This window comes from Bacillus sp. KH172YL63, from assembly GCF_011398925.1.
Lineage (GTDB): Bacteria > Bacillota > Bacilli > Bacillales > Bacillaceae_B > Rossellomorea.
This window is the reverse complement of record NZ_AP022842.1, coordinates 2,818,188-2,842,567: the sequence shown is the minus strand read 5'-3', so window position 1 is coordinate 2,842,567 and position 24,380 is coordinate 2,818,188. Positions and strand designations below refer to the sequence as shown.

The window sequence follows — 24,380 nt, the reverse complement described above, 5'->3', positions numbered from 1 at the left end:
ATTACAGAGTGGTTGCGGTTAAAAATGGTTTTGCAATTTGTCAGCGAACGGAAATATAGAGAAAAGGGGTGAGATGCCATTTCATTAGGCGGATGGATAAAGGTACATCGTAAATTATTACAGAGCGATATCTTCCAGAACGAGAAGTTGTTAAAGGTATTCATGTATTGCCTTATGAAGGCATCTCACACCGAATATAAACAATTGGTAGGGATGACATTCATCGATTTAAAACCAGGACAATTCGTCTTTGGGAGAAGTAAAGCAGCATCAGAATTGAACATGAAAGAGTCCACTGTTTGGAAGTACATGAAGCTACTCGAAAAGTTAGACTCAATATCACTCAAGAGTAACAACAAATTTTCTATTGTAACCGTTGGTAAATGGGGGAATTATCAATCTCATGATACTGATGAGGAACAACAAAATAACAACAAAAGAACAACAAAAGAACAACAAAATAACACAAACAAGAATTTAAAGAATTCTAGTAGTAGTGGTAGTAGTCAAAATGATGTGATTGATTTCTACCATCAAAACCTACAAGTCGGAGTGACATCATCTCCTTATGTGTACGAACAGATTCACAACTGGATTGAAGATCTTGACTCTGATTTGGTTATAGCAGCCATGAAATTATCAGCTAAGAAAGAAAAGAAGGGATTTGATTATACAGAAGGCATCCTAAAAAAATGGGTTGAAGCTGGGGTACAAACTATAGATGATGCCAGGAAGTTCGAACAGTCATTTAAAAGTAATGGTCGTAAAGGAACGAAAAAAAGGCCAAGCAAGGAGGATTTCGATTTAAGTGAATAAGAAACAGGTTTTTGAAGTGATGACCCTATTTGAAAACGTGTTTAATAACTTCTATTTCGACCAGGTAAAAATTGATACCTGGCACCGGTTATTAAAGGACAAGGATCCCGAAGTCATCTTGTATAACGCTGATAGGCTTGCCCAAGAATCAAAATTTGTCCCAACAGTTTCTGAGTTGATTAATTACTCAAAAGAAGAAGTGCCATCAGGCCCGGCAGTCCCCTCGGTAGAAGAAACAAATGAAATGCTCAGAGAGCGAGCACGGAACAGAAGAAATGCGGCAAGTCCTGAAGTGCGGGAAAAGGCACTTGCTGAAATCAGGAAAATACTAAATATCCCGGATGAGGTGAACAACAATGAATCAGCTGGCTGAAGAACCTCAGATCGTGAATGTAGAAGCTGAGCAATCCGTTATCGGATCCATTCTTCTGGAAGGAGACTTGATAAAAGATTGTGTGCTGCAGTCCTATCATTTCCACATCATTGAGAACAAACGTATCTTCTGGGCCATGAAGAAGCTCGATGAAAAAGGAAAACCAATCGATATCGTGACCCTTGTTGAGCTAGTTGAAAAGAGCATGGATAAAGTCGGTGGAGTTTCATACATGATGAAGCTGGCCGAGTCAGTGCCGACTACTCGAAACTTCAAATTCTATGAATCTCTTGTCCTTGAAAACTGGAGAAAAAGAAAGTCCTTGCAACTGGCAAATGATTTTAAAAAACAACTTCTTGAAGAGGATCCACACGAAGCTATCCAGACAGTAATCAGCGAATTGATGAAGTTGGAGGAAGCTGAGGCAGGAGATGATGATGGAGGCATAAGTGAAGAACTTTATCAGCTGTATGACCAGCTAAGCACCCAGACAGATGAAATGACTGGGATACAAACTGGATTCGATGATTTGAATAAGCTCACCGGCGGCCTTCAGGAAAGCGATCTTATCATTATAGGGGCCCGTCCATCAATGGGGAAGACAGCCTTTGCTCTCAATGTAGCCTACAATGCTGCTGAACAAGGTGACATCCCATGCATATTCTCCTTGGAGATGCCTAAGAAACAGTTGCTCAAGAGATTGGTGTCAATCTCAGGGAATATCGATGCTCAGAAGATGAGAAATGCAAGTGAAGATTTTACTGATCATGACTGGAAAAAGCTTTCACACTCACTTGGAATCCTAAACAACTTAGACATACATATTTTTGATAAACCAAGTGTCACAGTCAATTATATATGGTCAAAAGCCCGCAAGGTAAAACGTGAGAACCCGGGCAAGAAGCTCCTGGTCATGATTGACTACCTGCAGTTGATCATGGGGAATGCGAGTTACAAAGGAAACCGTCTACAGGAGATAAGCGATATCAGCCGGACCCTTAAGGCAATGGCTAGGGAGCTAAATGTAAATGTGGTTGCTCTCTCCCAGCTCTCCCGCGGAGTAGAACAACGGCAAGACAAGCGTCCGATGATGTCCGATCTGAGGGAATCCGGACAGATTGAACAGGATGCAGATGTCATTGGGTTCTTGTATCGGGATGAATATTACTACAAAGATTCAGAGCTTAAAGGAATAACTGAGCTGGTTGTGAGCAAGCAAAGGAACGGTCCTACGGGGACTGTAAAACTGGGCTTCATTAAAGAATATGGAAAGTTCATCAATCTCGTTAAACAAGAAGAAATGAACTTTATGTAAAGGAGGAGTATACATGATTACAAATATTCCATTCGGACAGCTAAGAAAAGGCATTGAAGCAAAAATGGATTTTTATAAAAGTGAGCTGCTTAAGATGGGCTATTTTAAAACACCAGATGGCAGCCAGTTGTATGAGTTGACTCTCACAGAGTTGGAACAGGTCTACGAAAATGAAAAAGCAAGGAGGAGAGCATTATGAGATTTGTCGGTATTGACCCATCGACTAAAACAGGATTTGTTGCCTTGGACGAAAGTGGGATGGTCCTTAGAGAAAAGGAATTGACCGGTGTCGGGAGTCAGGATCCCAAAAGGATGATCACCCTGATCAACGAAATCATTGCCCATGTACAGCCTGGTGACATAATCTGCATTGAAGGGTTCCCGTATAGCACCCAGAAGGCAATGTTTGCTGGGGGATTGCATCACGGGATCCGGAACGAGCTATACAAAAGAAAGCTGCCTTATTATGAGGTTGCCCCAAATGCAGTGAAAAAGTATGTAGGGGTGACTGGATGGACCGGTGAAAAAGGCAGCAAGAAACGATTGACAGGACCGCAGAAAAAGAAAGCTGTTATGCAAGCAGTGGTAAATGATTATGAGTACCAGCATAAAAGCGACAACGTAGTTGACGCGTATATTCTTGCTCAAATTGCCGGTGATTTATTCGTGGTAGAAGAGACTGGTGAATCACGTTTATCTGTCAATAAGGCACAGGTTATTGAGTCAATCATACAAGCTAAATCAGATATGAAGAAGAAGGCATGAGTCGAAAATACAAGCCTCTAAATAAAATTGTATTCGGAATGACAGAGACTACACTGGCCAGAGTCATTGAAAGACACGAGGACAGGGGTTGGGTTCAAACGAGTGAAATCAAAGAACACGGGTATGGCTTGGGATGCCTAATGACGTTCGACAAAAATAAACAATAAGGGAGACGAGATCATGAACAAAACTCAATTAAACGTTTTCTTCAAAATGCAGCAGAAAGACGACAAAAAGGAAGTTTTGAAGTTTGAAATTAAGGGCCAGGAAGACGGAGACACGGCAACTACCGTTTTATACGAACTGGCAGGGAGCATCATCCTCTTTGAAATCGAAGGATGTGCAGCTGGAGAGACATCAGCTGAATTCATGAACATTCAACGCGACTCCAAAAAGACAACCATGAAGTTTGCGATAAAAGGAGATTCAGAGAAGAAAGCCCAGGAGCTTTATAAATACGCTGGACGTAATGTGAACTTATCTATTCAGCAGTCTCAGATGAGCATTGAGGAGTTTTACGAAGGTCCGGAAGGTATTGAGTACCAAGTGGACGGAAACGGCAATGTGGAGGTCTCTAAAGATCAGATGAGTATCGATGAGGTTGAAAATGAAGAACAGGAAGAAAAGGGCGAAGACCCGTTTGAAGAGAAAGAGCTCCATTAATCCATATTCCCAAACAAAGATCCTGGAACTTATCAAGGATTGTATCCTTGGGGTTCCTGGAGCCCTTGAAGAATATAAACGTCGGTATGGTGAAAGGTTTTGAATTACAGACCCATGTAGCGAAGGAGTGATGACCAAATGAGGTTAACGTTTGGGGATATATTAATTAATCATTACGCTGGTGATAAAAACCCTCTAAAGGTGGGCGTGTTTATCAAACTTAAGAAAAGAACAGTTTATATGACAGATATGAAAGGTCGTTTCTGGGAGCAGTATAGCGAAGCGTTAGACAATGGGAACCTTGAAAAAGTGGGCAACGTGTTGGATAAAAGTAAAAAGAAACTAAGTGAGTATCTTAAAAACAAGTAATGTGTAATCCGATGATTAAGTGAAGGAAATTAATTTCAAGATATGCTTTAATAGTTCTCGGACAAGTTATTAAAGGAGTGAGAACATGGAAGAGTATCAAATTACTTTAGAATCAATAAAGGATCGTGTAAAAAACGGTCGCATCACTGTAGAAGAAATAGAATGGTTGATTGCTAAAGTCGAAGAAAACAATAAAAAATAGACCGAGACTTCTCCCGATCTACAAAATTTTTTCGCTAAGAATATTTTACCATAACGGGAGGGGTCAATGTTGGGTAAACAATTAACCTTCAAGCTTCCTGAGATAGACAGAAAAGAAACTCAGCAAAAGGTTGAGGATGCACTTGAGATGTATCGAATGTATTTGCTTACTGTTCCAGAAGAACGGCTGCCGAAAGTAACAGCTTCTTATACACTTGTTCCACCATCCAATTCGAACCAGTTCAGTTCTTCCGTTGAAGATGCGGTTATCGCCAAGGTTGGCTTCGAGATTGAACGTGATGCCTACATCGAACGGATCCGAAAGGCTGTGAACCGGCTGACGGCCAGGGAGAGGGAAATGGTCATCCGGAAGTACTTCGGTGAAGAAGAACTGTTCGACTATGAGGTGTACAACGAACTGGGCATGGGAGAGACATTCTACAATCAGAAGTTCAAGCCTCGAGTCTTTTACAAACTGGCATTCATCTTACGCATCGAGGTTTATAAAAATCAGACTGGTGAAGTAAAACCAAAAGAAATATAAAAAATGAACGATGAGCATTTCTTCCTAGAGGTGCTAATATGGTATTAACGGAATATTTCAAAGAGGGCTCCTTTCAAACGAAGGGAGCCTTTTCTAGTACTTAGACATTCGAATGGTCTGTTAAATCGAGACTGAGCCAATCTGAGAAGAATTTGAGGGTGATTGAAATGAGGATAGTAGATCATCTGAGTGAAGGTCAACTTGAGAAGTTAAATTACAGCAAGAAGAAAAAGCCTGAGCAAAAGAAAAAAGTTCATCATGAGCATGTGGACTGGGAAGAGATCATGGGCACCAAACGCGACACCTTTAGACGGAGCAAGGGTGGAGCGATTAGGAGAAGGTAAGTGCAGGATTGAATTCCTTTTTGTCGAATATAGTTTTAGACAGAGAGGAGAGATATTGAATGTCATTATTCAGCCCAAAGAGTAGTAAGATGACTGCTGATGAATATATTGAAAGATATGATCTTTCTGGTCTAAGTCAGCAGCATGTTGTAAGGAAGATTGCAAAGGATCTTTCAGAGAGTGGACTAATGAAAGATGGTCTATCAGGAAAGACAAACGTTAATTTGGAAGCTCAGGTTTTGTACTTAGACACCCTGGTGGAACAGAACTGGTTAATCCTAAAGCAGTTAGAAAAATTGAATAACAATAATTAAGAGGAAATAAATTTCTTGTGTAGAAAGTACTATACAAGGAGGTGGGGCATTGAAGTGCTTAAAATGTAACATTGAATTCAGTGAATCCGATATAGGAGTCATGGAAGACTGGGACTTACAACTTTGTGATGACTGTGAAGGGGAAATGTTGGAGAACGAAGCCGGACTATCCGAATGGGACTTTCTAAAGAAACACCTGATCATCTTATCAAAAGGGGATAACTTTCTTACAGCTTTCTCTGCAAATGAAATCATAAAGAAGATGGATTCTATCGAAAGAAAAAAGGAAATAGGTAGACTTTAAAGCATCTCGTAAATATGAGGTGCTTTTTATTATTTTAAAGGAGATGAATGAAATGAATGTTGAAATGAGAAAGACGGCACAGGGCACTGAGTATTGGGACACTAAGGAAAAGAAGATCCGTTTTGTACCTGCAGGCAAGGAGCCAGGCTTTGAGGTAACAAAGGAACCTAAGAGTATGCTGCCGGAGAAAGAATCAAAACAGGAAGATAATGAAACTGACATTGACCTGGATTCAATGAATGCTGATCAGTTAAAAGGCTTTGCAAAACAGAATGACATCGAGGTACCAGGTAACATGAAGAAAGAGGAGACCATTCGTGCTCACATCCTCGAATCATTAAATGAAGCTGATGAGTAATGAAGTACTGTGACTTCAATGGCTGCGGAAATAAAATAGACCGCGGTTATTACTGTGGGGACCATAAAAGGTCCAGGAAATCGGTCCTGAGGAAGCGTAAGAAGAAGGATATCTATCACCATGACAATAAGCAGTTCTATAATTCGAAGCCTTGGAAAAACATGAGGTCTCTTGTTTATCAAAGAGAACGAGGATGTTGCCAGAAGTGTGGACGGTTCATATTCGGCAGGCAGGCACATGTGCATCATGAGATACCAATCAAAGAGGATCCAACACTAAAGCTTGATGAAAACAATTTAAAATTATTATGTCCGAAGTGTCATACGGAAGAAGAGAACAAGGATGACAAAGGAAAAATATTTCCGAGTTATTTTGGATAACCCCCCCTACCCAATCTCGATTTTTCTCCATTAGGGAAGATAGGTAGCAAGGGAGTCTTTTCTATCGTTAGACAATATTTTAAAAAACAAAGGGGGGTGTAAATGATGTCTACAAGAAAACAGCGTGAAAAAATGGTTGCTGAAAAAACAGAGTCGGAGAAACAAAGGATTCTGGAAATCATGAGAGACGCTGAAATTTACACCCTTACACTCGATCCGTTGATTGAATCTTACTTGGATATCTTTGAGGTGTATATGACAATGTACATCCAGTGGAAGGAGAAGGGATTCCCAGCCACTCAACGTCACACCAACAAAGCCGGGGCCACCAATAACTCCAAGCATCCTCTTGCTCAGCAGGTTGAAACATGGGCTGACAAGAAGACAAAAGCACTGGATTTAATGGGACTCACCAATAAGTCGAAACCGGGTAAGATTGTAACCGGTGGATCAACAGCTAGAAAAGATGAAGAAATGAAAAAGCCGAAGCCGGTGGAGGATGAACTGTCGGCTCATAGGAAAAAGTGGCGGAATTCAAAATGATTGAACGCGGGATAAATTATGCAGAAATATTTGCAAGAAAAGTAAGGAAGAATCCTAAGAAGTACCCGGACACAATCAAGCATATGGTGGATCGTTACTTCCGGTGGAGGAAGCGAAAAGACCTTTGGTTCGATGTGGATCGCGCCAATGAAATGATGGACTGGGTGGAAACGTTCGTCCGGCATACAAAGGGTGATCTAGCCGGCCAGCCTTTCATTTTAGAAGAATGGGAGAAATTCGCTTACTCGTGGATATATGGATGGGTCCATAAGAACGAAAAAGGAAAAATGGTTCGGGTGACCCGGGAATGTTATATACAGGTGCCGAAGAAAAACGGTAAAACATTAATTGCAGTGGGGGCCCTGGGCTATTCGATGTTCGGTGAAGGGGTACTGAGTGCGGATTGCTACTGTTGTGCCAGTGATTTTAATCAGGCTCAGTATGCAGCCAAACCATTCGCAGCCACAATCATGAATCACGATGCATTGATGAACGCTTCCCACATATACAAGGGCCCAAAAGGTACAGTCTCATCCGTGACATATGACTACATTCACAATGACCTGGCATATTCCAATCAATTCATCGTAATGAGTAAGAACATAGATTCCATTGAGGGGTCCAATCCCCATTTCGTGCTCAATGATGAGCTTCATAAGCAGGAAAACATGGACCAATACGATAACTTCAAGTCTGCCCAGGTTGCCCGGGACGAGCCAATCATGTTCAATATCAGTACAGCAGGTAAAGGGTCCTCAAGTGTGGGTATGCGTGTCTACCGGGAGGCTAAGGAAGTCTTGAAGAATGATGATAATGATTCAAACTTCGTCATGATCTATGAGCCAAACAAAGGATATGACTGGACAGACCGGAAAGTATGGTCGATGGTCAACCCGAATATCGGTATCTCGGTAACAATGAGCGCACTAGAATCGGAATTCATCACGGCTAATCGGTCAGCCCATAAGAAAGCGGAGTTCCTTTCGAAACATTTAAATGTATTTGTGAATGGAGCAGACAATTTCTTCGAGCAAGAACAGGTTGAACATATTCTTGTGGATGACCTTGGGGAGCTGCAGGGGGAAACCTGTTATCTCGGACTGGACTTATCGAAGACCACTGACTTAACCTGTGTAAACTTGAATTTCCCTACACATGATGAGGAAGGCCGGTCCATACTTAAGGTCAAACAAATGTACTTCATCCCTAATGCGGATATCGAATCCCGGGAGAAGGAAGACAATGTGCCCTATACTGATTTGGTGGAGCGTGGTTTTGTTCAATTCTGTGATGGAAAGATGATTGACCAGGATCAAGTAATGGACTATATCTCCGAATGCCTGGATCTGTACGATGTGCAGCAGTTGAATTATGACCCGGCGATGTCCCAGAAGCTCATTGAGAAATGTGAAAACTTAGGGCTTGAATGCATTGTGGTAAACCAATACCCTAATGTCATGAATGCCATGATCGATGATGCTGAAAGATTAATATATGAAAAGAGAATAATGACAGATAATCCATTATTTATCTACTGTGCTCTTAATCTGGTAGTAGTGACAAACATAAATGGAATGAAGGGTCCTTCAAAGCGACAGTCCAAAAAGAAAATTGATGGATTTGTGGCTTTTTTAGTTGCTCACAAAGAGACAATAATGCTTATGGATGATATTGACCAAGATGGAATGGATGATTTAATAAGTGAAATCTATAGGTGAAACAAACCGAGTTAAAAATTTTATTGGATTAGACGATAAGACTAATGAGTGTTTGTGGGGGTTAAGGTTAATGCAGAAAATTAGCTGTGGATGGTAACAAGGATTTTCTATTTTCTTGATGAACCATAAAAGAAAAGTATTTAGATTGGGTGTGAAGATTTGCTGAATAAGAAATATGCTGGAGGAGGGTTCGCCTTTTTCTTAACGCTGTTATTTGGATTTTTAATCCTTATTAACGGCGGATTTTTATTAATTCCATTCATTATTATAATATCTTTACCATTAGGAACATACTTGGTGTTCTTTTATAAAAATGAAGGTGATAGCGAGACGGGTATAAAAACAGAGACCGGATACGTTAATTTTGGGAAGAATTATAAAAAAGATGCAGCCATTGGTTGTGCTTTTACATGGGTAATAGGAATAATTGTAATTGTTTGGTTTTTTATTAATATTTTTTAAAGAACATTTGTGTCCTCAATTATTGAGGGCATTTTTTATGCAATGAAAGGCGGTGAGAAATTGGGATTAAGAGATCGGTTCTCGAATTTTGTTTATAGACAGTTAGAAAAACGCGGGGTAATGGAGGATATCTATTCTAATTCCATCCGATATGGCGGCAGGTATGCGAATGATGACAGTATTCTGGAATCAAGTGATGTGTACGAACTCCTTCAGGACATAAGCAATCAATTGATGCTGGCCGACATTGTTGTGGAAGACGAGGAAGGAAATGAAATCATGCATCATCCGGTATTGAAAATCTTGAAGGATCCTAACAATTATTTGAGCGGTTCTGAATTTATTAAACTCATGGTTAACACGTACTTGATCCAGGGAGAAGTGTTCCCTGTCCTTGATGGAGATAGGATGCACCTTGCATCGACCGTTTATACTGAGCTCGATGATAGGTTGATAGAGCATTTCAAAATTGGAGGAGAGACCATTCCGCCATTTATGATTAGGCATATCAAGAATATTGGAACAAACCATTTGAAAGGTATTGGGTTGCTGGAACTTGGTCGCAATACTTTGGAAGGTGTCATGAATGCTGAGAAGGTGCTCACTGATAAATATAAGAAGGGCGGCTTGCTTGCATTTCTTCTTAAACTTGATGCTCATTTCAATCCACAGAATGGAGCACAGTCGAAGCTGATTAAAGCTATCCTGGATCAGTTAGAGGCAATTGATGATTCACGTTCAGTGAAACTCATTCCTATGGGTAAAGGGTACTCGATCGATTCACTCAAGAGCCCTATCGAGGATGAGAAGATCCTTGCCTTTCTGAATGTTTATAAAAAGGATTTGGGCAAGTTCTTAAATATCAATGTAGAGACATACCAGGCATTGATTAAATCTGATTTAGAAAAGGCCATGATGTACCTGCATAATAAAGCAGCTAAACCAATAATGAAGAACTTCGAAGACCATTTGAGTCTTCTTTTTTTTGGACGGGATTCTGGAAAGAGAATCAAGTTCAAGGTGAACATCCTCGATTTTGTCACTTATAGCACCAAGACCAATATTGGTTATAACATTGTGCGAACAGGAATTACATCACCTGACAACGTTGCTGACATGCTTGGGTTCCCTAAACAGAATACTCCAGAGACTCAGGCTATCTATATATCAAATGACTTAACTAAAATCGGTGAGAAGAAAGCCACTGATGATTCCTTGAAGGGAGGTGATGAAAGTGACAAAGAAGAAGGAAACGCGGATCGTTGACATCACCAACCTTCAGACCCGGGACGGCACCGGCAGTGAATCTGTGGTCATAAGCGGGTATGCTGCCGTTTTTAATTCGAAGACATCGATTGGAGATTTCTTTGAAGAAGTGATTGCGCCTGGCGCCTTTGCCCGGACCATTTCTGAGAATGGAGATATACGGGCCTTATTCAATCATAACTGGGATCATGTTCTTGGCCGGACTAGAAACGGGACATTGAAGGTAGAGGAAGACAACCGAGGTCTAAAGTTTGAGGTCGAGCTGCCTAATACATCGCTTGCTCGTGACTTAGCTGAGTCAATGAGACGTGGCGATATCAATCAATGTTCATTTGGATTTTGGGCAACTGGTGAAACATGGGATTACTCAGTGGAGCCTGCCGTCCGGACCTTGAATGAGGTTGAACTCTATGAGATATCGGTGGTGTCAATACCCGCATACGAAGACACTGAGGTGGCTTTGAGAAGTAAAGAAATAGATGAACAGGTAGAGAAAAGGATAAAAATTCTAAATCAAATAAAGGGAGTTTTGGAGAATGAATAAAAAACAATTGCTTGCTATGCAAAAACGTAATAAGGCTCGTTTAACTGAACTGCGCGGCCGTCTTGAAAAGAATGAAGTTCGTGCTGAAGATCTTGAAGGTGTTCAAACAGAAGTGCAGGAGCTTGCAGATGAGGCTCAAGCAATCGCTGATGCCCTGGCTAACATCGAGGGTGGAGATGAAGAATCTGGTCCTGATGAAGGCTCAGACGATAGTGAGGACCGTGACGGTGAAGCTGCAGGTGAAGACAAAGGCGGCGAAGGTGATGACAGTTCTGATAAAGATGATGAAGAACGCGATCAAGGCTCCGATCAAGGAGAACAGAGATCAGGCATCCCAGCCGAGCAACGCGACGGCATCATGAAAAAGATAGGTGCCAGCCTTTCCACTCGTGGCCACAAGTCTACAAAGACAAAAGAGAAAGAGCTACGTTCTGCATTCGCTAACTTTGTTGTTGGTAAGATCACCGAAGCGGAAGCTCGTTCTCTTGGTGTGGAAGTCGGTAATGGGTCCGTTACTATCCCAGAAGTCATTGCTTCTGAAATCATCACTTATGCTCAAGAAGAGAACCTGCTGCGTAAATATGGTTCCCGTCACAAGACAAAAGGAGATGTAAAGTACCCTGTTCTTGTTAAGAAAGCGGAAGCCAACGTTACGAAAACAGAACGGGCTGCGGGTAACGAGATTCCAGAAACAGATATCGAATTTGATGAAATCCTACTTGATCCAGCTGAATTCGATGCACTGGCAACTGTTACTAAAAAGTTGCTTAAGATGTCCGGTGCTCCAATTGAGCAAATTGTTATTGAAGAATTGAAGAAAGCTTATGTCCGCAAAGAAACAAGCTACATGTTTAAAGGTGACGATGTGGGCAACGAAAATCCAGGTGCCCTGGCTAAGAAAGCAGTTGCTTACTATGAATCTACTCCTGTGGATATCACTGCGGTTGGGTACTCTCAGAAGCTATATTCTCAACTGGTCAAACTTAAAGGTCAACCGGTTACTGAAGTGCTTAAGAAATCCATGTGGATTGTCAATCGTGCAGCTCTGACTATCCTTGAGGACATGACAGACACAACTGGCCGTCCATTGCTTCACCAAGCGGCTGACGGTGTAGGGTATAAATTACTCGGCCATAAGCTCGATTTCACAGATGCAACCGATGGAGCGGATCCTACTAAACCAGTATTCTACTTCGGTGACTTCAAAGCCTTCCACATTCAGGATGTAATTGGTGCAATGGAGCTGCAAAAGCTTGTTGAAAAGTTCTCAGGAACAAACAAGGTCGGTTTCCAAATCTATAACATCTTGGATGGTCAACTGGTTTATTCTCCATTCGAACCGGCCGTGTACCGTTACGAAGTTGGAGCGGTAGAAACTCCGTAATAGGAGGGATGATTCATGACTGAAGAAGAATATCTTCAAAAACTAAAAAGTCAAATTCACTGGGAGGAGGGCATGGATGATACCATGCTCCCTTTTTATATTACTCAAGGTAAAAACTATGTTCAGAAAGCAACCGGGAAAGAAGTGGGGTACCTGGTCATCATGTGTGCAGGGATCTTCTACGAGTACCGTGTGGCCGAGAAAGAACTTGGTAAAGCTCTCGATGCCCTTACACCTTTCTTTGTCCAGGAGGTCTATTCAGATGCCGAAACGACAAACGAATAATCTCAGGTGGAATGCAGAGTTATTGACGCTGGGAGAAACGGTGGACCCTGAGACTGATCGGGTTGTCATAGGTTATTCGAAAGAGCGTGACTTGAAATATGACAACATTGGAGTAACGGCAGCAGACAAGTTCACATTCAAAGATGCCCAGGAAATCATGAAGAAAATCGAGACTCGTCTTGACCGGGAAGTTGAAAATAACCAAAAAGAATACAGGGTTAAAATCAATGAACGGATCTATGACATCGAAAGAATTTATGTGCGTGAAGATGAACGCATAATGGAGTTGAGTTTGTCTTATGCAGATTAACTTACAGCAGTTAAGGATAATCATGAAAGAGTCCGGGATACCTGTTTATCGGGACAGTGCTCCGACTTCAGCAACCTATCCTTATATCGAATATGAATTTGTAAATGAAGCACATAAACGAGCATCTTCAAAAGTGCTCAAGTCTCTGCCCCTTTATCAAATAGCTGTGGTCACAAATGGAACTGAATCAGACTACGAACCATTAAAGGATGTGTTCAATGCTCATGGTGTATCCTATAGCCAATTTGAAGGGTTTCCTTATGACGAGAACGATGCCACCATAACACAGTTCATCACAAATGTGAGGTGTGTTAATTAATGGCTGCCAATAACAATGGGTTTGCATATGCTCTCAGAGAAATTAATACATTGATCAACGTGAACAAGACTGTGGAGCTCGATGTTTTGGAAGAGGCTGCCGAGTACTTTGTGAGAAAGCTCAAACCCAGAATTCCTCAATCATATCATCGAGGGAATCATTTGAGGGATGCCTTAAAGGTGGTCGTACATGATGATCATGTCAGTGTGGAATTTGAAGAATGGGCTTTCTATTGGCACCTCGTTGAACATGGCCATAAAAAGGCAAGTGGCAAAGGGAAAGTCAAAGGCAGTCATTTTGTTCAAAACACATTTGATTCTGATGGTGAAAAAATCGCGGACATTATGGCAAGTAAGATACTAGATGAAATGGGAGGATGAATCTTACATGGTAAAAGCAAAGGAATTGCTGTATGTAGTAACAATTGAATCATTATATTTGGCATTTATGACCGGCGGAAAAGATAGTCGAGATGCCATTCCGACATATGATTCTGAAATTTATCAACTTGATAATATTACAGAGCTTGGGATCGCAGGTAATCCATCTTCAGTCGTGAAGTGGGCATCAGGTAAAATGTTCGTAAATGCTTCCAAAAACTCAAAGTTTACACTAAGTTTGTCCCATGTAGCATTACCACAAGAAGTCCAGGACAAAATTGATGGTGTGACACCTAATAAGGGTATAACTTTCAGTACGGCGAACGTCAAAGAATACCCTATGTTTGCATTAGGATTTACTGCCCTATTAAACGATGGTTCTAGAGTGGCTCGCTGGTATCCACGAGTGCAAAAAGTGCCGTCTGAGGAAACCTTTGCTACTGCGACCGAAGAACAAGACGTAAAAGATATTTCTGTTACATTTGATGCCACTCCTTTACTCTTTAACAATAATACGGAAGTTAAATTCTCAGAAACACGTGAGAGTGCAACAGGTGTAAAAGCTGCAGACTTCATGGCCCAGGTAGTAGCAGATGAATCACAAATCGAAACGTTATTCCCTACAGTTTAACTCGAATAAAGTGGTATTTTATGAAAATTCCCCGGTTAAAGGTTAAAATAGGAAATGTATACTTTATTTAGGGGGACTGTAATATGGATAAAAAACAGCAGCTTGCTTTTATTGCAACAAACTCCTCGGATTATTTAAGAGTTACCGGTAAAAAACTTGATCAGATGATTGAAGGAATTGAATTAGACAAGCAAAGAGAAAAAGAAATAAAGGTGGAACAAGGATTAAGAGTAGCGAGAGAAAAAGGTTTGTCATTACTTGGACCTTTGGGTGATGTAATATCAACTGCGCTTACTTGGAATGAAGAAGTCAACCAAAACATCTCCGAAGCAAAGCAAATGGTATTATTAGAACAGTATTTTAATAAAGTGGATGATCAGGAAAAATCCCTAGAAATGCTTTGTGACTTTTTGAAGGATCCACAAGGTAACACGTTATTCAATAAGATTCTTCGAATACTTGATGATTCACCACCTGATCCTGAGCTTTCTGCACATTTATCAACAGTATTAAAAAGAATAGTAGAAAACGGAAATTTCGAAGAGCTGTTTGAACAACATAAATATGCACTAGGTCAAATTGAAAGGCTAACACCTCAGGCAATTACAATAATTTCGGATTATTCAAATTGGCCACCAATACAACTTGGTACCTCTATTTCTTTTGGTCCAAAAGTAACTTCAGATTTTTACTCAGAATTTACACATGCATACAGTCATTCAAAAGGTATAACAGATATAAATAAACTGCGAAGAATTCAACATTCTGTAGTAGAGATACAAAGATTAGGGTTAATGGAAGCCTATAGAACAGATGGAAATAAAACTTTATGCCAATTAACTGATGTAGGTGAAGATTTATTAATATACATCCAATAACTCCATTTAATAAATAATAATAAACAAAGTCACTTTTTTAAGGTGGCTTTTTCTATTGGAGGAACTTACGTGCCTAAACTTAGTGAGTTAGTAAATGTTGATATTAACCGGAGTACGATCAGGATACAAGGGGTCGAAATTCCGGTTATATTTACATTCAAATCCTTCCCATACGTTGAAGAAGCATTTGGGAAATCCTACGGTACATTTGAACAGGAAATGAACCGGATGATGAGCCAAGGAAAGATAACCTTAGGTAAAAAAGAAATAAAATTAATGCATTCACTCATTTATGCCATGATTAAATCTGGGGGTACTGATTGTACAGTAAATGAAATTGAAAATGCTATACCTCTCACGGATCTTCCTGCCATCTTCCAAGTTGCAATTGATCTATTCAATGATCAAAATTTCCAAAAGACTGATATGGATAAACTGAAAACCGAAAAAAAAAATTAATCAGCAGCATGCAAAATGAGTCTCAATCTACAGAGTTAGATTGGGACTTTTATTTTTATGTTGGAAATACGCTTCTTGGATTAAGCATGGATGATTTTTTCAACATAACCCCAAACCATTTACTCAAGCAATATATCATGCACGTGAGGTATCACAATCCGGATGCCCTGGTGGATGAAAAGGAAAAGCAAGTATATACATTAGATCAAACACCGTTCCTATAAGTGAGGTGAGGATATGGCTAATAGGGAAAGAAATGTTGTCCTGAATTTTAAAATGGATGGCCAAGTTCAATATGCGGATACTCTTAAAGAAATAAATACTGTGATGAATACGGCAGCTAAAGAGTACAAGAATCATATCGCCGCAATGGGTAAGGATGCCAAGGCAACCGACAAGTTAGCTGCTGAGAAGAAGAAACTAGAAATCCAAATGCAGGCAGCTGAGAAGCGGACAGGAATGTTGAGAGCTCAATACGAAGCTATGAGTCGAGATACCAGGACCACAACCGGTCAGCTTACGCAGATGTACGGTAAACTTTTAGACGCAGAACGTGCACAGACATCACTTCAGCAAGCAATGGAACGAGTTAACGAGGGGCTTTCAGAGGAGGCTATAGCAGCCAGGGAGGCACAGGATGAGCTCACTAATTTAAAAGAAGATTCCAAAAGACTTGAAGCTGAACAAAGGCGACTAACCAGTGCTTTCGAGCTTCAAAGATCCGAACTGAGTGAAAATGCTAGTGAGGCTGATAGGGCTGCACTTGCCCAGGAACAATATACTCAACAAATGAGGATGGCTAGAAGAGCAATTGATAATATGGAGCAACAGCTAGAAGCCACTCGAAGGGCCTATGGAGAAAACTCTGTAGAAGTAATGCAATTAGAAACAAGATTAAATCAAGCTCGTTCTGAGATGACACGATTTTCAAGAGGACTTGATAATGTTGGAGAAGAAGCTGATGAAGCAGAGGGTAATCTAAATAAAATGGGGCGTGGATTACAAGCAATTGCAGGAGCGATTCCAGCAGCGGCCATCGGTGGTTTAGTGGAGAGTATGCAAGAGTACAACGAAGTCATGGCGAGACTTAGAACCAATGTTGTCCTATCTGGAAGGGATCTAGGCATTGTTGAAGAAGCATTTTCCAAAATTACAGCGGTAACGGGAGAAGCGGATGCAGCCGGCGAAACTCTGGCAAATCTGCTGGCTAGTGGATTCAGTGATAATCAATTAGCTGAAGCAATTGATCTTATAAACGGTGCTTATATAAAATTCAGTGACACGCTTAAAACAGAAGGCATCGCGGATGGGATACAAGAGACAATGGCCGCCGGGGAAGCAGCCGGGTCATTTGCTGAGTTACTAGAACGAAGTGGGGTTAACGTAGATAATTTTAATAGCACTTTAGCATCTATGATTAAGATCGGAGAAGGTTCAAATTACATCCTCAAAACCTTATCTCAAGAGGGATTTAGCGAAGTTTATAACAAATATCAAGAATTGAATCCAGAAGTACAGGCAAATGCGGAAGCTAATGCCCAGATGCAGAAATCTCTAGCAGATCTGGCACTCATATTAACTCCCCTGGTGACCAAAGTAGCTGACTTTACAACCAAGGTTATTGAATGGGCTAATGAAAATCCCAACCTCACTGCAACAATCGGAGCTGGGGCGGCAGCAATCGGAGGACTGGTTACTGTATTAACTATAGCGGCACCGATCATGACTGCAGTTACAGTGGCTGCGGGAGCTATGGGAATTAGTATCACGGCTGCAACATGGCCAATCTTAGCAATTATCGCAGCTATAGCGGCTGTAATTGCCATAGGAGTTCTTCTTTATAAGAACTGGGACTCTGTAAAATCGAAAGCCACATCTTTAATGGATAGAATGGGACCAGTAAAAACTGTTCTACTTGCCCTCACAGGTCCGATTGGTGCTCTCATAGCTTCTGGTGTAGCTCTCTATAAGAATTGGGATACCATCAAAGAAAAGGCAGGTAGGTTAAAAGACAAAATAGCCAATTTGTTCAAGGGGATTAAGTGGGTACTACCAAGAGTTAAGCTTCCCCACTTCAGCATTAAAGGTAAGTTTGACTTAATGCCTCCTGGAATCAGTGTTCCTACTGTTGGAGTAGACTGGCGGGCAAAAGGAGCTATCTTTACAAAACCAACAATCTTTGGACAGTACGGGGGACGTATGCAAGGCGCAGGAGATGCAGGTCCGGAAGCCGCACTTCCACTCAATGAGCAGACACTTGGAGATATCGGAAAAGGTATTGCTGCCACAGTGGGGGGAACCAGTGGGCAAGTAGAGGTCCATGTATATGTGGACTCTGATGAACTAACTACCAAGCTGGCACCTGGTATGAGCAAGAAGATCAACAAGAACAATAAAATCAATGCACGTGCGCAAGGAGTGGTGTTTACATGATCACGATGGATGACCAATATCGATTCGAGGATTTTGGCTTTTTTTGTGAACCGGGCAACGAGGATCCCGCCACTCCCGATTACGAGGAGAAAACTTTATTTATTCCAGGAAAAGTTGGTGAGTGGGATTTCGGGTCAGAGGTTAAAGGTCGTCAATTCTCTTATCCTTTAAAGATAATGGATCGCTATTACACGAATATGCAGCGACAGCTTAATAATCTCGTTTCTTTTTTATTGGACCCATATGGAAAACCACGGTTGATAAAGATTGAATCCGACTATGATCCAGGCAAGTACTGCATGGCGAAGATTAATGGGCCAGTTGTCCCTCAGAGAGTCGAAGAGGAGTGGGGCATAAACTTAAACTTCAAAGCAAATGACCCATTGAAATACTCAGCTTCAGAAAACCATGAAGTACATTGGGATAGTACTACAGTTACATTTGATGATGTTTATTCCATCAATACTGTCTTTGTGGATGATGTACTCATAACGTCCCCTCAAACTGTGGAAACAACCATCACTGGATATGCAATGAGTCCGACTATCTTGGTGTCCGGATCAGGGGAAAACGTAACCTTAAGTGCAAATGGGAAGACATTAGTACTTGGAACTTTTTCAAACTCTGTTTTTGTAATTAGAGGAAAAGACTCCACTATCTTAAAAGGTGGTAAAGAAGAGTTTATCGTTGGGGACTTTTTCGATTTGCTACCTGGATTGAACCAGATCACGATTTCTGGAAGCAGTCTTAATTTCAATTTATCTATTAGAGTACGAGATCAATATATTTAAAGGATGGTGGTGAGTATGACACTACAGAAAATACCTACTGGCATTAAATTTCCCTTATTCGAAGGGGTTAAATTAATCAATGCAGCCATTGAAGCTGCTGATAAAGCACAGGAAGATTCTTCAAGTGCAAAGATAAAATCAGAAAATGCATTAGCAACCTCTCAGTCAGCAGAAACAAAAGCAGATAGTGTCCAGGAACAGTTTAACCAGGTTGTGATTGACGGAGATTCTTCAGTCGAAGCGGCGCAAGCAAGGGTAAACGCAGAGGGAAATTCATTCACTACTTTGAAGGATCGACTGGATACGTCTGATGAACTCATGGCAGAGAGAGCCATAAAAACCGATGGAGGACTTGATAGGCTGAAAGCCACGAGTAAATTCGTAACAAGTTTATCATCCTATGTCGGTTTGGTTAATACTGAATATACGGGAGACAATGGAACAAGGTTTTATATATTACCTAAAGCCAAAGTAAGTTCAGGGGTTGGTGGGGTTTTAAAAATATTTGGTGATGATTATCAAAACGGTGCTGATTATCGTGATTTAGGTTTGTATTTTCACGCTGACCAAGCTGGAGATAAAGGATATTTCGGTAATGGCGTTTTTTGGATTAACGGGAAGGTATTCGATGGCACTGGAGCTCAGTATCTAGGGAAGAATCCTGATATAGGATTTAGTTTTCAAGATGGAGAGACGGTCGCTGGCAGGATTACGAGATTGGGAGCCCAATGGCCGGTTTGGGTATTTGGTAAAGATAAACCTTCTTTACATGGTTTTAATCCAAACATACTCATGGAAGTGCAAGGAGAAGTCGGTTTTAAAAATAACACAAGTCTAAAATTCCGGAATAGTGCAAACAATGCAGATGCCGGAGTAAGGATGAATTCTGATGATTATTTTTTCATGTCTCTAATTAACGGATTGAAAGTGTTCACCAATGGCGGAACGGAACAATTGAGGGTTTCTGGTGCAGGTGTAGAACCTAAAACAAAGCTCGTCCAAAATTATATAGGAATATCAAATAATCTACCTACTCCAAGTGTTAAAACCGGCAATGTATTTGTTATCTCAAATACAACTACAACCTCGATAACTGATTTATTGGATGGGACTCCAGGTCAAATTGTTACGTTGGTCATAAATGATTTTGTAACAACTATAAAAAGTAATTCAGCTATAAAGCTTACAAGTGATTTTAGACCATCTAATACCTTATCAAATATTACATTAGCAAGGTTAGGTACACAATGGGTGGAAATGTTTAGGAAAGAATTTTAAAAGCGCTTAATGGATTTATTAAAGAAAACATATTGAGGGGTGAATATATTGGAAAAGGATCTATTTACGATAATTGGTGTAAAGGAATACGAAATCGCAAAATTACAGAATCGGGTTTATGAACTAGAAGTGCAATTAGAAGAAACAAATAACAAACTGGAGGATTTCAAAGGCAATATTGAAGATCAAAACTAATGGTTTGATTTTCAGACTCTGAAATTAGAGAGTAGGTGTTAAAATGAGTTTTTTTATGACTTGTTAAGTCTTACACCGATACAACATTTAATATATTATTGGCAAGTCTGGAGTGCAATTGTTTTATTATCAGTAATAATACTTACATGGATAAATAAAAAAGCCTGAAAATTTTCTCAGGCTAAGCAAAAATGGACAAAATTCAAACCAAAATTCGTAAGAGAAACATTTTCTTGTAGATTGTTATCTCCACCGCCAATAGCAAATGAGTTGGTAACAGCACTTAGAAATCCATACATTTTCAATCTACCGATTGCGCCTACAATTGCATATTGTTCTATGCCCGGTTTATTAATTGTGCCAACATTGATTGGTGAATTGCCTTTATTTTGCTCTGAATAAAGAAATGATAATAGCTCACATTCTAATAAGGACATAGCTGCTAAGGTTTCTAAAAAGAAGCGTTTTTCGTCAAAATTCCCTTGTTTTGGAGTAGCTAAAGTGTTCAAGAAAAATTGCTTGAAAAATGTTCTTTTTTCATTTGTGTGTTCACGTTCAATTTTATCATTTAAAATCTCTATTAAAGCAATAAGCTCATCCTCATTATGCGATTCAACTGGAGGTAACGGCTCTTTTAGATGATCTTGGAGTTGAGAAATTTCTTCATAAAAAGATTCTATCCTTTTAAATCTTTTTTCATTTTTGGTCCCAAAGTAGGCGGCAGATAAAGCCGGTCCGACATATGGAACCAATTGAAGTCCAGTTTGAACTGCGATTTCTATTTTTTCTTTAGTATTAAGTATGTTTTTATCTGTCATTTATGACATCTCCCTTCCTGTAATATATTAACAATTAATTAGAATAATATAAAGATGTTTATGGGTAAGAAACTATCGGATAATGTAGCGCAATAGAAGATCATCTCTTATGAGGTGGTCTTTTTGTTTTGAAAAGAGGTGAAAATATTGCTTAAGACATTAGATTTACAAAGGAATGTCACGGCAATTCTTGAAAATGCATTCGGTATTTCATACACAAGGAAAAATAATCAAATTTGGCAGGCATCATTTTCACTCCCGATCAACGATCCAAAAGTCGATAAAGTTAAACTGCTGAAATACCTGCAAATTTATGATAAAGGTGAGTATGTTGGTCTGTTCAGGATTATCCCTAAGAAAACTTCAAAGAGCTGGTTAAATGTTTCGTTTGAATGCGAGCATGTTCTGGCCACTCTCCTGGGGAGCACACTGTTCAAAGATCATCAACTGACGAACCTGCCCACAGATGAAGTCCTGCAGTATTTAATTAATCAGCAAAAAGAGAAGCACTGGCAGCTGGGGACAGTCGAAATCATTCGATATTTCCATTACCTGTGGGAGAATGAAAACCTACTATCTGCAATCTTCAGTGTGACAAAGCCATTTGATGAGCAATACAGATGGACATGGGACACGACTTCATATCCCTGGACTCTTAACCTTGTTAGGCCCAATACAGAACCTGTGTGTAGGATTAAGGAGCGTCACAACTTAATTGACTTTGAAATCGAAGAGAATCCAATGAGTGTGTTCAACCGGATCTACCCTTTAGGATATGGTGAAGGTGTGAATCAACTGACAATAGAATCGGTGAACAACGGGGTACCTTATATTGAAGATGCTGCATCAATCGCAGAGAATGGCATCATTGAAACCACATGGGTTGATAAACGCTTTGAAGATGCAGCAACTTTAATGGCGAGCGGAGAAGCAATCTTGAAGAAGTGGAAAGAACCGGTTGTCTCCTGGGTAGTGTCAGCTGCAGATGTTTCAAGCATCACGGGTGCCAAAATCGATGAGCTCAAAGAAGGAAATGTGGTGGGGTTAGAATTAGATGACTATCCTAATGTGGACCTATTAATCATGAAAGAGCACCGGCCAGATATTAAAGGTGATCCCGGCAATACTCAATTAGAGATTGGCAGCTTAACTGAGGATTTGAGCACCACACAGGCTGATTTGGAGCGTAGGCAGAAGATTAATGAGGTGTATGCCCAGGGTGCCACAAATGCTTACGTAGTACCATTAGACCAAAACTGTGATCCAGACAATCCTGCAGTGTTCAAGTTTTTTATTTACGAAGACTTCAGGAAGATCAATAAATTGGACCTAACTTTTGAAACGACTAATTTTGAGGGGTATATTAAGGCGATGGAAAGCGCTGGCCAAGTGGTGGCTACTTCAACAACACAATCCGGTGGCAGCATAGTCAAAACTTCTACTACTTCATCTGGGGGGAGTGTAGTTCAAGCGAATACTACATCAGGCGGTGGGGCTTATGTGCAGAGTAATGATTTCACAAGCACTTTTACAAGTCCGACGTTCTTTTTGTATTCATCCCCACCCGTGGGAGTAGGGACAGGGATGACACCACCTTATGAAGAACATACTCACGCAGTCGAAGTAGATGACGACAAGTTAAGCCACAGACATTCAGTAAATGTGAGTTTAAATATACCGGCACATACGCACCCATTTTCATTAAATATTCCAGCTCATTCTCATCCATTTGAAATAAATCTGCCGGACCATAGCCATCCTTTCGAAATAAATATACCTGGGCACACCCACCCATTTAATTATGGCATTTTTAAAAACCCAGAATCACCAACGACTATACAAATAACAGTTGATGGTAATGTAGTAGACCATGAATCTTTGTCAGGTGAAAATATCGATTTAACCCCGTATTTAGAAAAAGATGCAAGCGGTAATATCGCAAGAAACAGATGGGCAACAATTGAAATTACTCCAAATGAGTTAGCTAAAATTAGAGCGAATTTATTCGTTCAAATGTTTATTCAAAGTAGAGGAAGCCACTCTCTATGAAAATTTGAAACTATTCCCTTCTATTTTCGTATATAATTGTTAACAAAAGGAAACGGGAGGGTTTTCTATGAAAAAATTACTTGTTAGTTTCGCTTTGGTAGGGTCGCTCGGCATAGGCGGGATATTAACATACAGTATGGTAGACGGAAAAGAAAAGGTCAAAGAAAAATCAGTACAAAGTGTGAGTGCTTCAAATGACGATTCCACAAAGGAGGTGGTTAGTGTAAAAGCTCCTACTGAAAGAACTGTGGATACTAACGGGGAGGTTCCATGGAACTATATGTCCGCAGAGCAAATTGAAGCGAGTCAGGAAAGTGGGGAGGTCGTATACCTGTTTTCTGATGCTGAAGCATTAGAACAGTACAGCATTGATTTATCTGAAAATCCTGACACGACACCTTATGATAAAGACACTTTAGCTACAAGCTGGGCAAATCATATGAATGCTTTTTTAAATGGTGTCAAAGAAGACCATCCAAATAAATTGGATTACTTCATGAAGATTGAAGAAGCAAAAAATGCAATGGCTGCATTCGATTACGATAATGTTCCAGGATTAATCGAAGACGCAAAATCACTAAGATAATACAGAGATAAGGCACCCAATATGAGGTGTCTTTTTTATTGCTTGAAAAGGGAGTGATAAAATTGGAGGAAGCAGACATGAATGAACTGTGGAAGCAGGCTACTGACAACAGGTTGCAAAAGTTGGAGCAAGAAGTCCTCTTACAAGGTAAAGATCTTGAATATGTAAAACAAGATTTAGGTGAAATCAAAGAGAATACCAAATGGTTACGTCGTGCCGTTACCAATGCATTTATAGTTGCATTGATCGGTGGATCCGTAGCCATTTTTTATGGAGCTTTTCAATTATTCAAAGGAGGAATGTAA

At 40.3% G+C, this 24,380-nt stretch carries 33 protein-coding genes and 1 pseudogene; 33 read left to right on the top strand and 1 reads right to left on the bottom strand.

Annotated features, from left to right (window positions below; all coding sequences use genetic code 11):
• Positions 1-174: 174 nt before the first annotated feature.
• The 30 genes and pseudogenes from KH172YL63_RS14605 (at position 175) to KH172YL63_RS14460 (ending at position 20,622) form a co-directional block, all read left to right on the top strand.
• Positions 175-816, top strand: coding sequence for a DnaD domain-containing protein (locus KH172YL63_RS14605; RefSeq protein ID WP_173106795.1), 642 nt, complete (start codon positions 175-177; stop codon positions 814-816).
• Positions 809-1,189: a hypothetical protein gene (locus tag KH172YL63_RS14600; RefSeq protein WP_173106794.1), complete on the top strand. Its 381-nt coding sequence runs from the start codon at positions 809-811 to the stop codon at positions 1,187-1,189. Before KH172YL63_RS14605 ends, KH172YL63_RS14600 begins: the two co-directional genes overlap by 8 nt.
• On the top strand, positions 1,173-2,504 hold the full coding sequence (gene dnaB, locus KH172YL63_RS14595) for a replicative DNA helicase (RefSeq protein WP_173106793.1): 1,332 nt from the start codon (positions 1,173-1,175) through the stop codon (positions 2,502-2,504). The genes KH172YL63_RS14600 and dnaB overlap by 17 nt, the downstream gene beginning before the upstream one ends.
• Positions 2,505-2,517: 13 nt before the next feature.
• Positions 2,518-2,703: a Fur-regulated basic protein FbpA gene (locus tag KH172YL63_RS14590; protein WP_232066036.1), complete on the top strand. Its 186-nt coding sequence runs from the start codon at positions 2,518-2,520 to the stop codon at positions 2,701-2,703.
• Complete coding sequence (locus KH172YL63_RS14585; protein WP_173106792.1) at positions 2,700-3,269, top strand: RuvC family protein; 570 nt, start codon at positions 2,700-2,702, stop codon at positions 3,267-3,269. The genes KH172YL63_RS14590 and KH172YL63_RS14585 overlap by 4 nt, the downstream gene beginning before the upstream one ends.
• Positions 3,270-3,449: 180 nt before the next feature.
• Entirely contained in the window at positions 3,450-3,932 is a 483-nt protein-coding gene (locus KH172YL63_RS14580; protein ID WP_173106791.1) for a hypothetical protein, read from the top strand.
• A gap of 138 nt (positions 3,933-4,070) precedes the next feature.
• Positions 4,071-4,301 (top strand): hypothetical protein, encoded by a 231-nt coding sequence (locus KH172YL63_RS14575; protein WP_173106790.1) that lies wholly within the window; start codon positions 4,071-4,073, stop codon positions 4,299-4,301.
• 271 nt (positions 4,302-4,572) lie between these two features.
• Positions 4,573-5,046 (top strand): ArpU family phage packaging/lysis transcriptional regulator, encoded by a 474-nt coding sequence (locus KH172YL63_RS14570; protein WP_232066035.1) that lies wholly within the window; start codon positions 4,573-4,575, stop codon positions 5,044-5,046.
• 167 nt (positions 5,047-5,213) lie between these two features.
• On the top strand, positions 5,214-5,390 hold the full coding sequence (locus KH172YL63_RS14565) for a hypothetical protein (protein ID WP_173106788.1): 177 nt from the start codon (positions 5,214-5,216) through the stop codon (positions 5,388-5,390).
• 59 nt (positions 5,391-5,449) lie between these two features.
• The gene (locus KH172YL63_RS14560) at positions 5,450-5,704 is read left to right on the top strand and encodes a hypothetical protein (RefSeq protein ID WP_173106787.1); all 255 of its coding nucleotides are present in this window, start codon (positions 5,450-5,452) and stop codon (positions 5,702-5,704) included.
• Between the two features lie 49 nt (positions 5,705-5,753).
• The gene (locus KH172YL63_RS14555) at positions 5,754-6,008 is read left to right on the top strand and encodes a hypothetical protein (RefSeq protein ID WP_173106786.1); all 255 of its coding nucleotides are present in this window, start codon (positions 5,754-5,756) and stop codon (positions 6,006-6,008) included.
• Positions 6,009-6,060: 52 nt separating this feature from the next.
• Positions 6,061-6,366 carry a hypothetical protein gene (locus KH172YL63_RS14550; protein WP_173106785.1) on the top strand — a complete coding sequence of 102 codons (306 nt, stop codon included), beginning with the start codon at positions 6,061-6,063 and terminating at the stop codon, positions 6,364-6,366.
• Complete coding sequence (locus KH172YL63_RS14545; RefSeq protein ID WP_173106784.1) at positions 6,366-6,746, top strand: HNH endonuclease; 381 nt, start codon at positions 6,366-6,368, stop codon at positions 6,744-6,746. The genes KH172YL63_RS14550 and KH172YL63_RS14545 overlap by 1 nt, the downstream gene beginning before the upstream one ends.
• Before the next feature lie 105 nt (positions 6,747-6,851).
• Positions 6,852-7,289, top strand: a complete 438-nt coding sequence (locus KH172YL63_RS14540; RefSeq protein WP_173106783.1) for a P27 family phage terminase small subunit — start codon at positions 6,852-6,854, stop codon at positions 7,287-7,289.
• Positions 7,286-9,007, top strand: coding sequence for a terminase large subunit (locus tag KH172YL63_RS14535; RefSeq protein ID WP_173106782.1), 1,722 nt, complete (start codon positions 7,286-7,288; stop codon positions 9,005-9,007). The genes KH172YL63_RS14540 and KH172YL63_RS14535 overlap by 4 nt, the downstream gene beginning before the upstream one ends.
• Positions 9,008-9,166: 159 nt before the next feature.
• Positions 9,167-9,469: a hypothetical protein gene (locus tag KH172YL63_RS14530; RefSeq protein WP_138777782.1), complete on the top strand. Its 303-nt coding sequence runs from the start codon at positions 9,167-9,169 to the stop codon at positions 9,467-9,469.
• A gap of 60 nt (positions 9,470-9,529) precedes the next feature.
• Positions 9,530-10,735: a phage portal protein gene (locus tag KH172YL63_RS14525; protein WP_173106781.1), complete on the top strand. Its 1,206-nt coding sequence runs from the start codon at positions 9,530-9,532 to the stop codon at positions 10,733-10,735.
• Positions 10,704-11,279: an HK97 family phage prohead protease gene (locus tag KH172YL63_RS14520; RefSeq protein ID WP_232066034.1), complete on the top strand. Its 576-nt coding sequence runs from the start codon at positions 10,704-10,706 to the stop codon at positions 11,277-11,279. Before KH172YL63_RS14525 ends, KH172YL63_RS14520 begins: the two co-directional genes overlap by 32 nt.
• Positions 11,272-12,663: a phage major capsid protein gene (locus KH172YL63_RS14515; protein WP_173106779.1), complete on the top strand. Its 1,392-nt coding sequence runs from the start codon at positions 11,272-11,274 to the stop codon at positions 12,661-12,663. Before KH172YL63_RS14520 ends, KH172YL63_RS14515 begins: the two co-directional genes overlap by 8 nt.
• Positions 12,664-12,678: 15 nt before the next feature.
• The gene (locus KH172YL63_RS14510; protein ID WP_173106778.1) at positions 12,679-12,948 is read left to right on the top strand and encodes a phage gp6-like head-tail connector protein; all 270 of its coding nucleotides are present in this window, start codon (positions 12,679-12,681) and stop codon (positions 12,946-12,948) included.
• Positions 12,926-13,258, top strand: a complete 333-nt coding sequence (locus tag KH172YL63_RS14505) for a hypothetical protein (RefSeq protein WP_173106777.1) — start codon at positions 12,926-12,928, stop codon at positions 13,256-13,258. The genes KH172YL63_RS14510 and KH172YL63_RS14505 overlap by 23 nt, the downstream gene beginning before the upstream one ends.
• Positions 13,248-13,577, top strand: a complete 330-nt coding sequence (locus tag KH172YL63_RS14500) for a hypothetical protein (RefSeq protein WP_173106776.1) — start codon at positions 13,248-13,250, stop codon at positions 13,575-13,577. The genes KH172YL63_RS14505 and KH172YL63_RS14500 overlap by 11 nt, the downstream gene beginning before the upstream one ends.
• Entirely contained in the window at positions 13,577-13,957 is a 381-nt protein-coding gene (locus tag KH172YL63_RS14495) for an HK97 gp10 family phage protein (protein ID WP_173106775.1), read from the top strand. The genes KH172YL63_RS14500 and KH172YL63_RS14495 overlap by 1 nt, the downstream gene beginning before the upstream one ends.
• A 7-nt stretch (positions 13,958-13,964) precedes the next feature.
• Positions 13,965-14,588: a major tail protein gene (locus KH172YL63_RS14490; protein ID WP_173106774.1), complete on the top strand. Its 624-nt coding sequence runs from the start codon at positions 13,965-13,967 to the stop codon at positions 14,586-14,588.
• 83 nt (positions 14,589-14,671) lie between these two features.
• A complete protein-coding gene (locus tag KH172YL63_RS14485) occupies positions 14,672-15,466 on the top strand; it encodes a hypothetical protein (RefSeq protein WP_173106773.1) in 795 nt (264 codons plus the stop codon).
• A gap of 69 nt (positions 15,467-15,535) precedes the next feature.
• Positions 15,536-15,925, top strand: coding sequence for a hypothetical protein (locus tag KH172YL63_RS14480; protein ID WP_173106772.1), 390 nt, complete (start codon positions 15,536-15,538; stop codon positions 15,923-15,925).
• A gap of 237 nt (positions 15,926-16,162) precedes the next feature.
• Positions 16,163-16,835: pseudogene (locus KH172YL63_RS21875) on the top strand (phage tail tape measure protein); the annotation flags it as partial.
• Between the two features lie 1,519 nt (positions 16,836-18,354).
• The gene (locus KH172YL63_RS14470) at positions 18,355-19,149 is read left to right on the top strand and encodes a phage tail family protein (RefSeq protein ID WP_173106770.1); all 795 of its coding nucleotides are present in this window, start codon (positions 18,355-18,357) and stop codon (positions 19,147-19,149) included.
• Positions 19,150-19,164: 15 nt separating this feature from the next.
• The gene (locus KH172YL63_RS14465; RefSeq protein WP_173106769.1) at positions 19,165-20,427 is read left to right on the top strand and encodes a hypothetical protein; all 1,263 of its coding nucleotides are present in this window, start codon (positions 19,165-19,167) and stop codon (positions 20,425-20,427) included.
• Positions 20,428-20,475: 48 nt separating this feature from the next.
• The gene (locus KH172YL63_RS14460) at positions 20,476-20,622 is read left to right on the top strand and encodes a hypothetical protein (protein WP_173106768.1); all 147 of its coding nucleotides are present in this window, start codon (positions 20,476-20,478) and stop codon (positions 20,620-20,622) included.
• Between the two features lie 176 nt (positions 20,623-20,798).
• Here KH172YL63_RS14460 and KH172YL63_RS14455 read toward each other — a convergent pair whose 3' ends face one another.
• Positions 20,799-21,440: a hypothetical protein gene (locus KH172YL63_RS14455; protein ID WP_173106767.1), complete on the bottom strand. Its 642-nt coding sequence runs from the start codon at positions 21,438-21,440 to the stop codon at positions 20,799-20,801.
• A 147-nt stretch (positions 21,441-21,587) separates the two neighbouring features.
• Here KH172YL63_RS14455 and KH172YL63_RS14450 point away from each other — a divergent pair, with 147 nt between their 5' ends.
• From KH172YL63_RS14450 to KH172YL63_RS14440, 3 genes are all read left to right on the top strand, one after another.
• On the top strand, positions 21,588-23,489 hold the full coding sequence (locus tag KH172YL63_RS14450; RefSeq protein ID WP_173106766.1) for a phage tail spike protein: 1,902 nt from the start codon (positions 21,588-21,590) through the stop codon (positions 23,487-23,489).
• 67 nt (positions 23,490-23,556) lie between these two features.
• Positions 23,557-24,075 (top strand): hypothetical protein, encoded by a 519-nt coding sequence (locus tag KH172YL63_RS14445; RefSeq protein WP_173106765.1) that lies wholly within the window; start codon positions 23,557-23,559, stop codon positions 24,073-24,075.
• A 77-nt stretch (positions 24,076-24,152) separates the two neighbouring features.
• Entirely contained in the window at positions 24,153-24,380 is a 228-nt protein-coding gene (locus KH172YL63_RS14440; protein WP_173106764.1) for a hemolysin XhlA family protein, read from the top strand.

What these genes read in the sequence shown, in the direction of transcription:
- KH172YL63_RS14605 (WP_173106795.1), top strand. Translation starts at nt 175, where the DNA reads ATGAAGGCATCTCACACCGAATATAAACAATTGGTAGGGATGACATTC.
- dnaB (WP_173106793.1), top strand. Translation starts at nt 1,173, where the DNA reads ATGAATCAGCTGGCTGAAGAACCTCAGATCGTGAATGTAGAAGCTGAG.
- KH172YL63_RS14590 (WP_232066036.1), top strand. Translation starts at nt 2,518, where the DNA reads ATGATTACAAATATTCCATTCGGACAGCTAAGAAAAGGCATTGAAGCA.
- KH172YL63_RS14585 (WP_173106792.1), top strand. Translation starts at nt 2,700, where the DNA reads ATGAGATTTGTCGGTATTGACCCATCGACTAAAACAGGATTTGTTGCC.
- KH172YL63_RS14580 (WP_173106791.1), top strand. Translation starts at nt 3,450, where the DNA reads ATGAACAAAACTCAATTAAACGTTTTCTTCAAAATGCAGCAGAAAGAC.
- KH172YL63_RS14575 (WP_173106790.1), top strand. Translation starts at nt 4,071, where the DNA reads ATGAGGTTAACGTTTGGGGATATATTAATTAATCATTACGCTGGTGAT.
- KH172YL63_RS14565 (WP_173106788.1), top strand. Translation starts at nt 5,214, where the DNA reads ATGAGGATAGTAGATCATCTGAGTGAAGGTCAACTTGAGAAGTTAAAT.
- KH172YL63_RS14560 (WP_173106787.1), top strand. Translation starts at nt 5,450, where the DNA reads ATGTCATTATTCAGCCCAAAGAGTAGTAAGATGACTGCTGATGAATAT.
- KH172YL63_RS14550 (WP_173106785.1), top strand. Translation starts at nt 6,061, where the DNA reads ATGAATGTTGAAATGAGAAAGACGGCACAGGGCACTGAGTATTGGGAC.
- KH172YL63_RS14545 (WP_173106784.1), top strand. Translation starts at nt 6,366, where the DNA reads ATGAAGTACTGTGACTTCAATGGCTGCGGAAATAAAATAGACCGCGGT.
- KH172YL63_RS14540 (WP_173106783.1), top strand. Translation starts at nt 6,852, where the DNA reads ATGTCTACAAGAAAACAGCGTGAAAAAATGGTTGCTGAAAAAACAGAG.
- KH172YL63_RS14535 (WP_173106782.1), top strand. Translation starts at nt 7,286, where the DNA reads ATGATTGAACGCGGGATAAATTATGCAGAAATATTTGCAAGAAAAGTA.
- KH172YL63_RS14515 (WP_173106779.1), top strand. Translation starts at nt 11,272, where the DNA reads ATGAATAAAAAACAATTGCTTGCTATGCAAAAACGTAATAAGGCTCGT.
- KH172YL63_RS14510 (WP_173106778.1), top strand. Translation starts at nt 12,679, where the DNA reads ATGACTGAAGAAGAATATCTTCAAAAACTAAAAAGTCAAATTCACTGG.
- KH172YL63_RS14505 (WP_173106777.1), top strand. Translation starts at nt 12,926, where the DNA reads ATGCCGAAACGACAAACGAATAATCTCAGGTGGAATGCAGAGTTATTG.
- KH172YL63_RS14500 (WP_173106776.1), top strand. Translation starts at nt 13,248, where the DNA reads ATGCAGATTAACTTACAGCAGTTAAGGATAATCATGAAAGAGTCCGGG.
- KH172YL63_RS14495 (WP_173106775.1), top strand. Translation starts at nt 13,577, where the DNA reads ATGGCTGCCAATAACAATGGGTTTGCATATGCTCTCAGAGAAATTAAT.
- KH172YL63_RS14490 (WP_173106774.1), top strand. Translation starts at nt 13,965, where the DNA reads ATGGTAAAAGCAAAGGAATTGCTGTATGTAGTAACAATTGAATCATTA.
- KH172YL63_RS14485 (WP_173106773.1), top strand. Translation starts at nt 14,672, where the DNA reads ATGGATAAAAAACAGCAGCTTGCTTTTATTGCAACAAACTCCTCGGAT.
- KH172YL63_RS14470 (WP_173106770.1), top strand. Translation starts at nt 18,355, where the DNA reads ATGATCACGATGGATGACCAATATCGATTCGAGGATTTTGGCTTTTTT.
- KH172YL63_RS14465 (WP_173106769.1), top strand. Translation starts at nt 19,165, where the DNA reads ATGACACTACAGAAAATACCTACTGGCATTAAATTTCCCTTATTCGAA.
- KH172YL63_RS14455 (WP_173106767.1), bottom strand. Translation starts at nt 21,440, where the DNA reads ATGACAGATAAAAACATACTTAATACTAAAGAAAAAATAGAAATCGCA.
- KH172YL63_RS14445 (WP_173106765.1), top strand. Translation starts at nt 23,557, where the DNA reads ATGAAAAAATTACTTGTTAGTTTCGCTTTGGTAGGGTCGCTCGGCATA.
- KH172YL63_RS14440 (WP_173106764.1), top strand. Translation starts at nt 24,153, where the DNA reads ATGAATGAACTGTGGAAGCAGGCTACTGACAACAGGTTGCAAAAGTTG.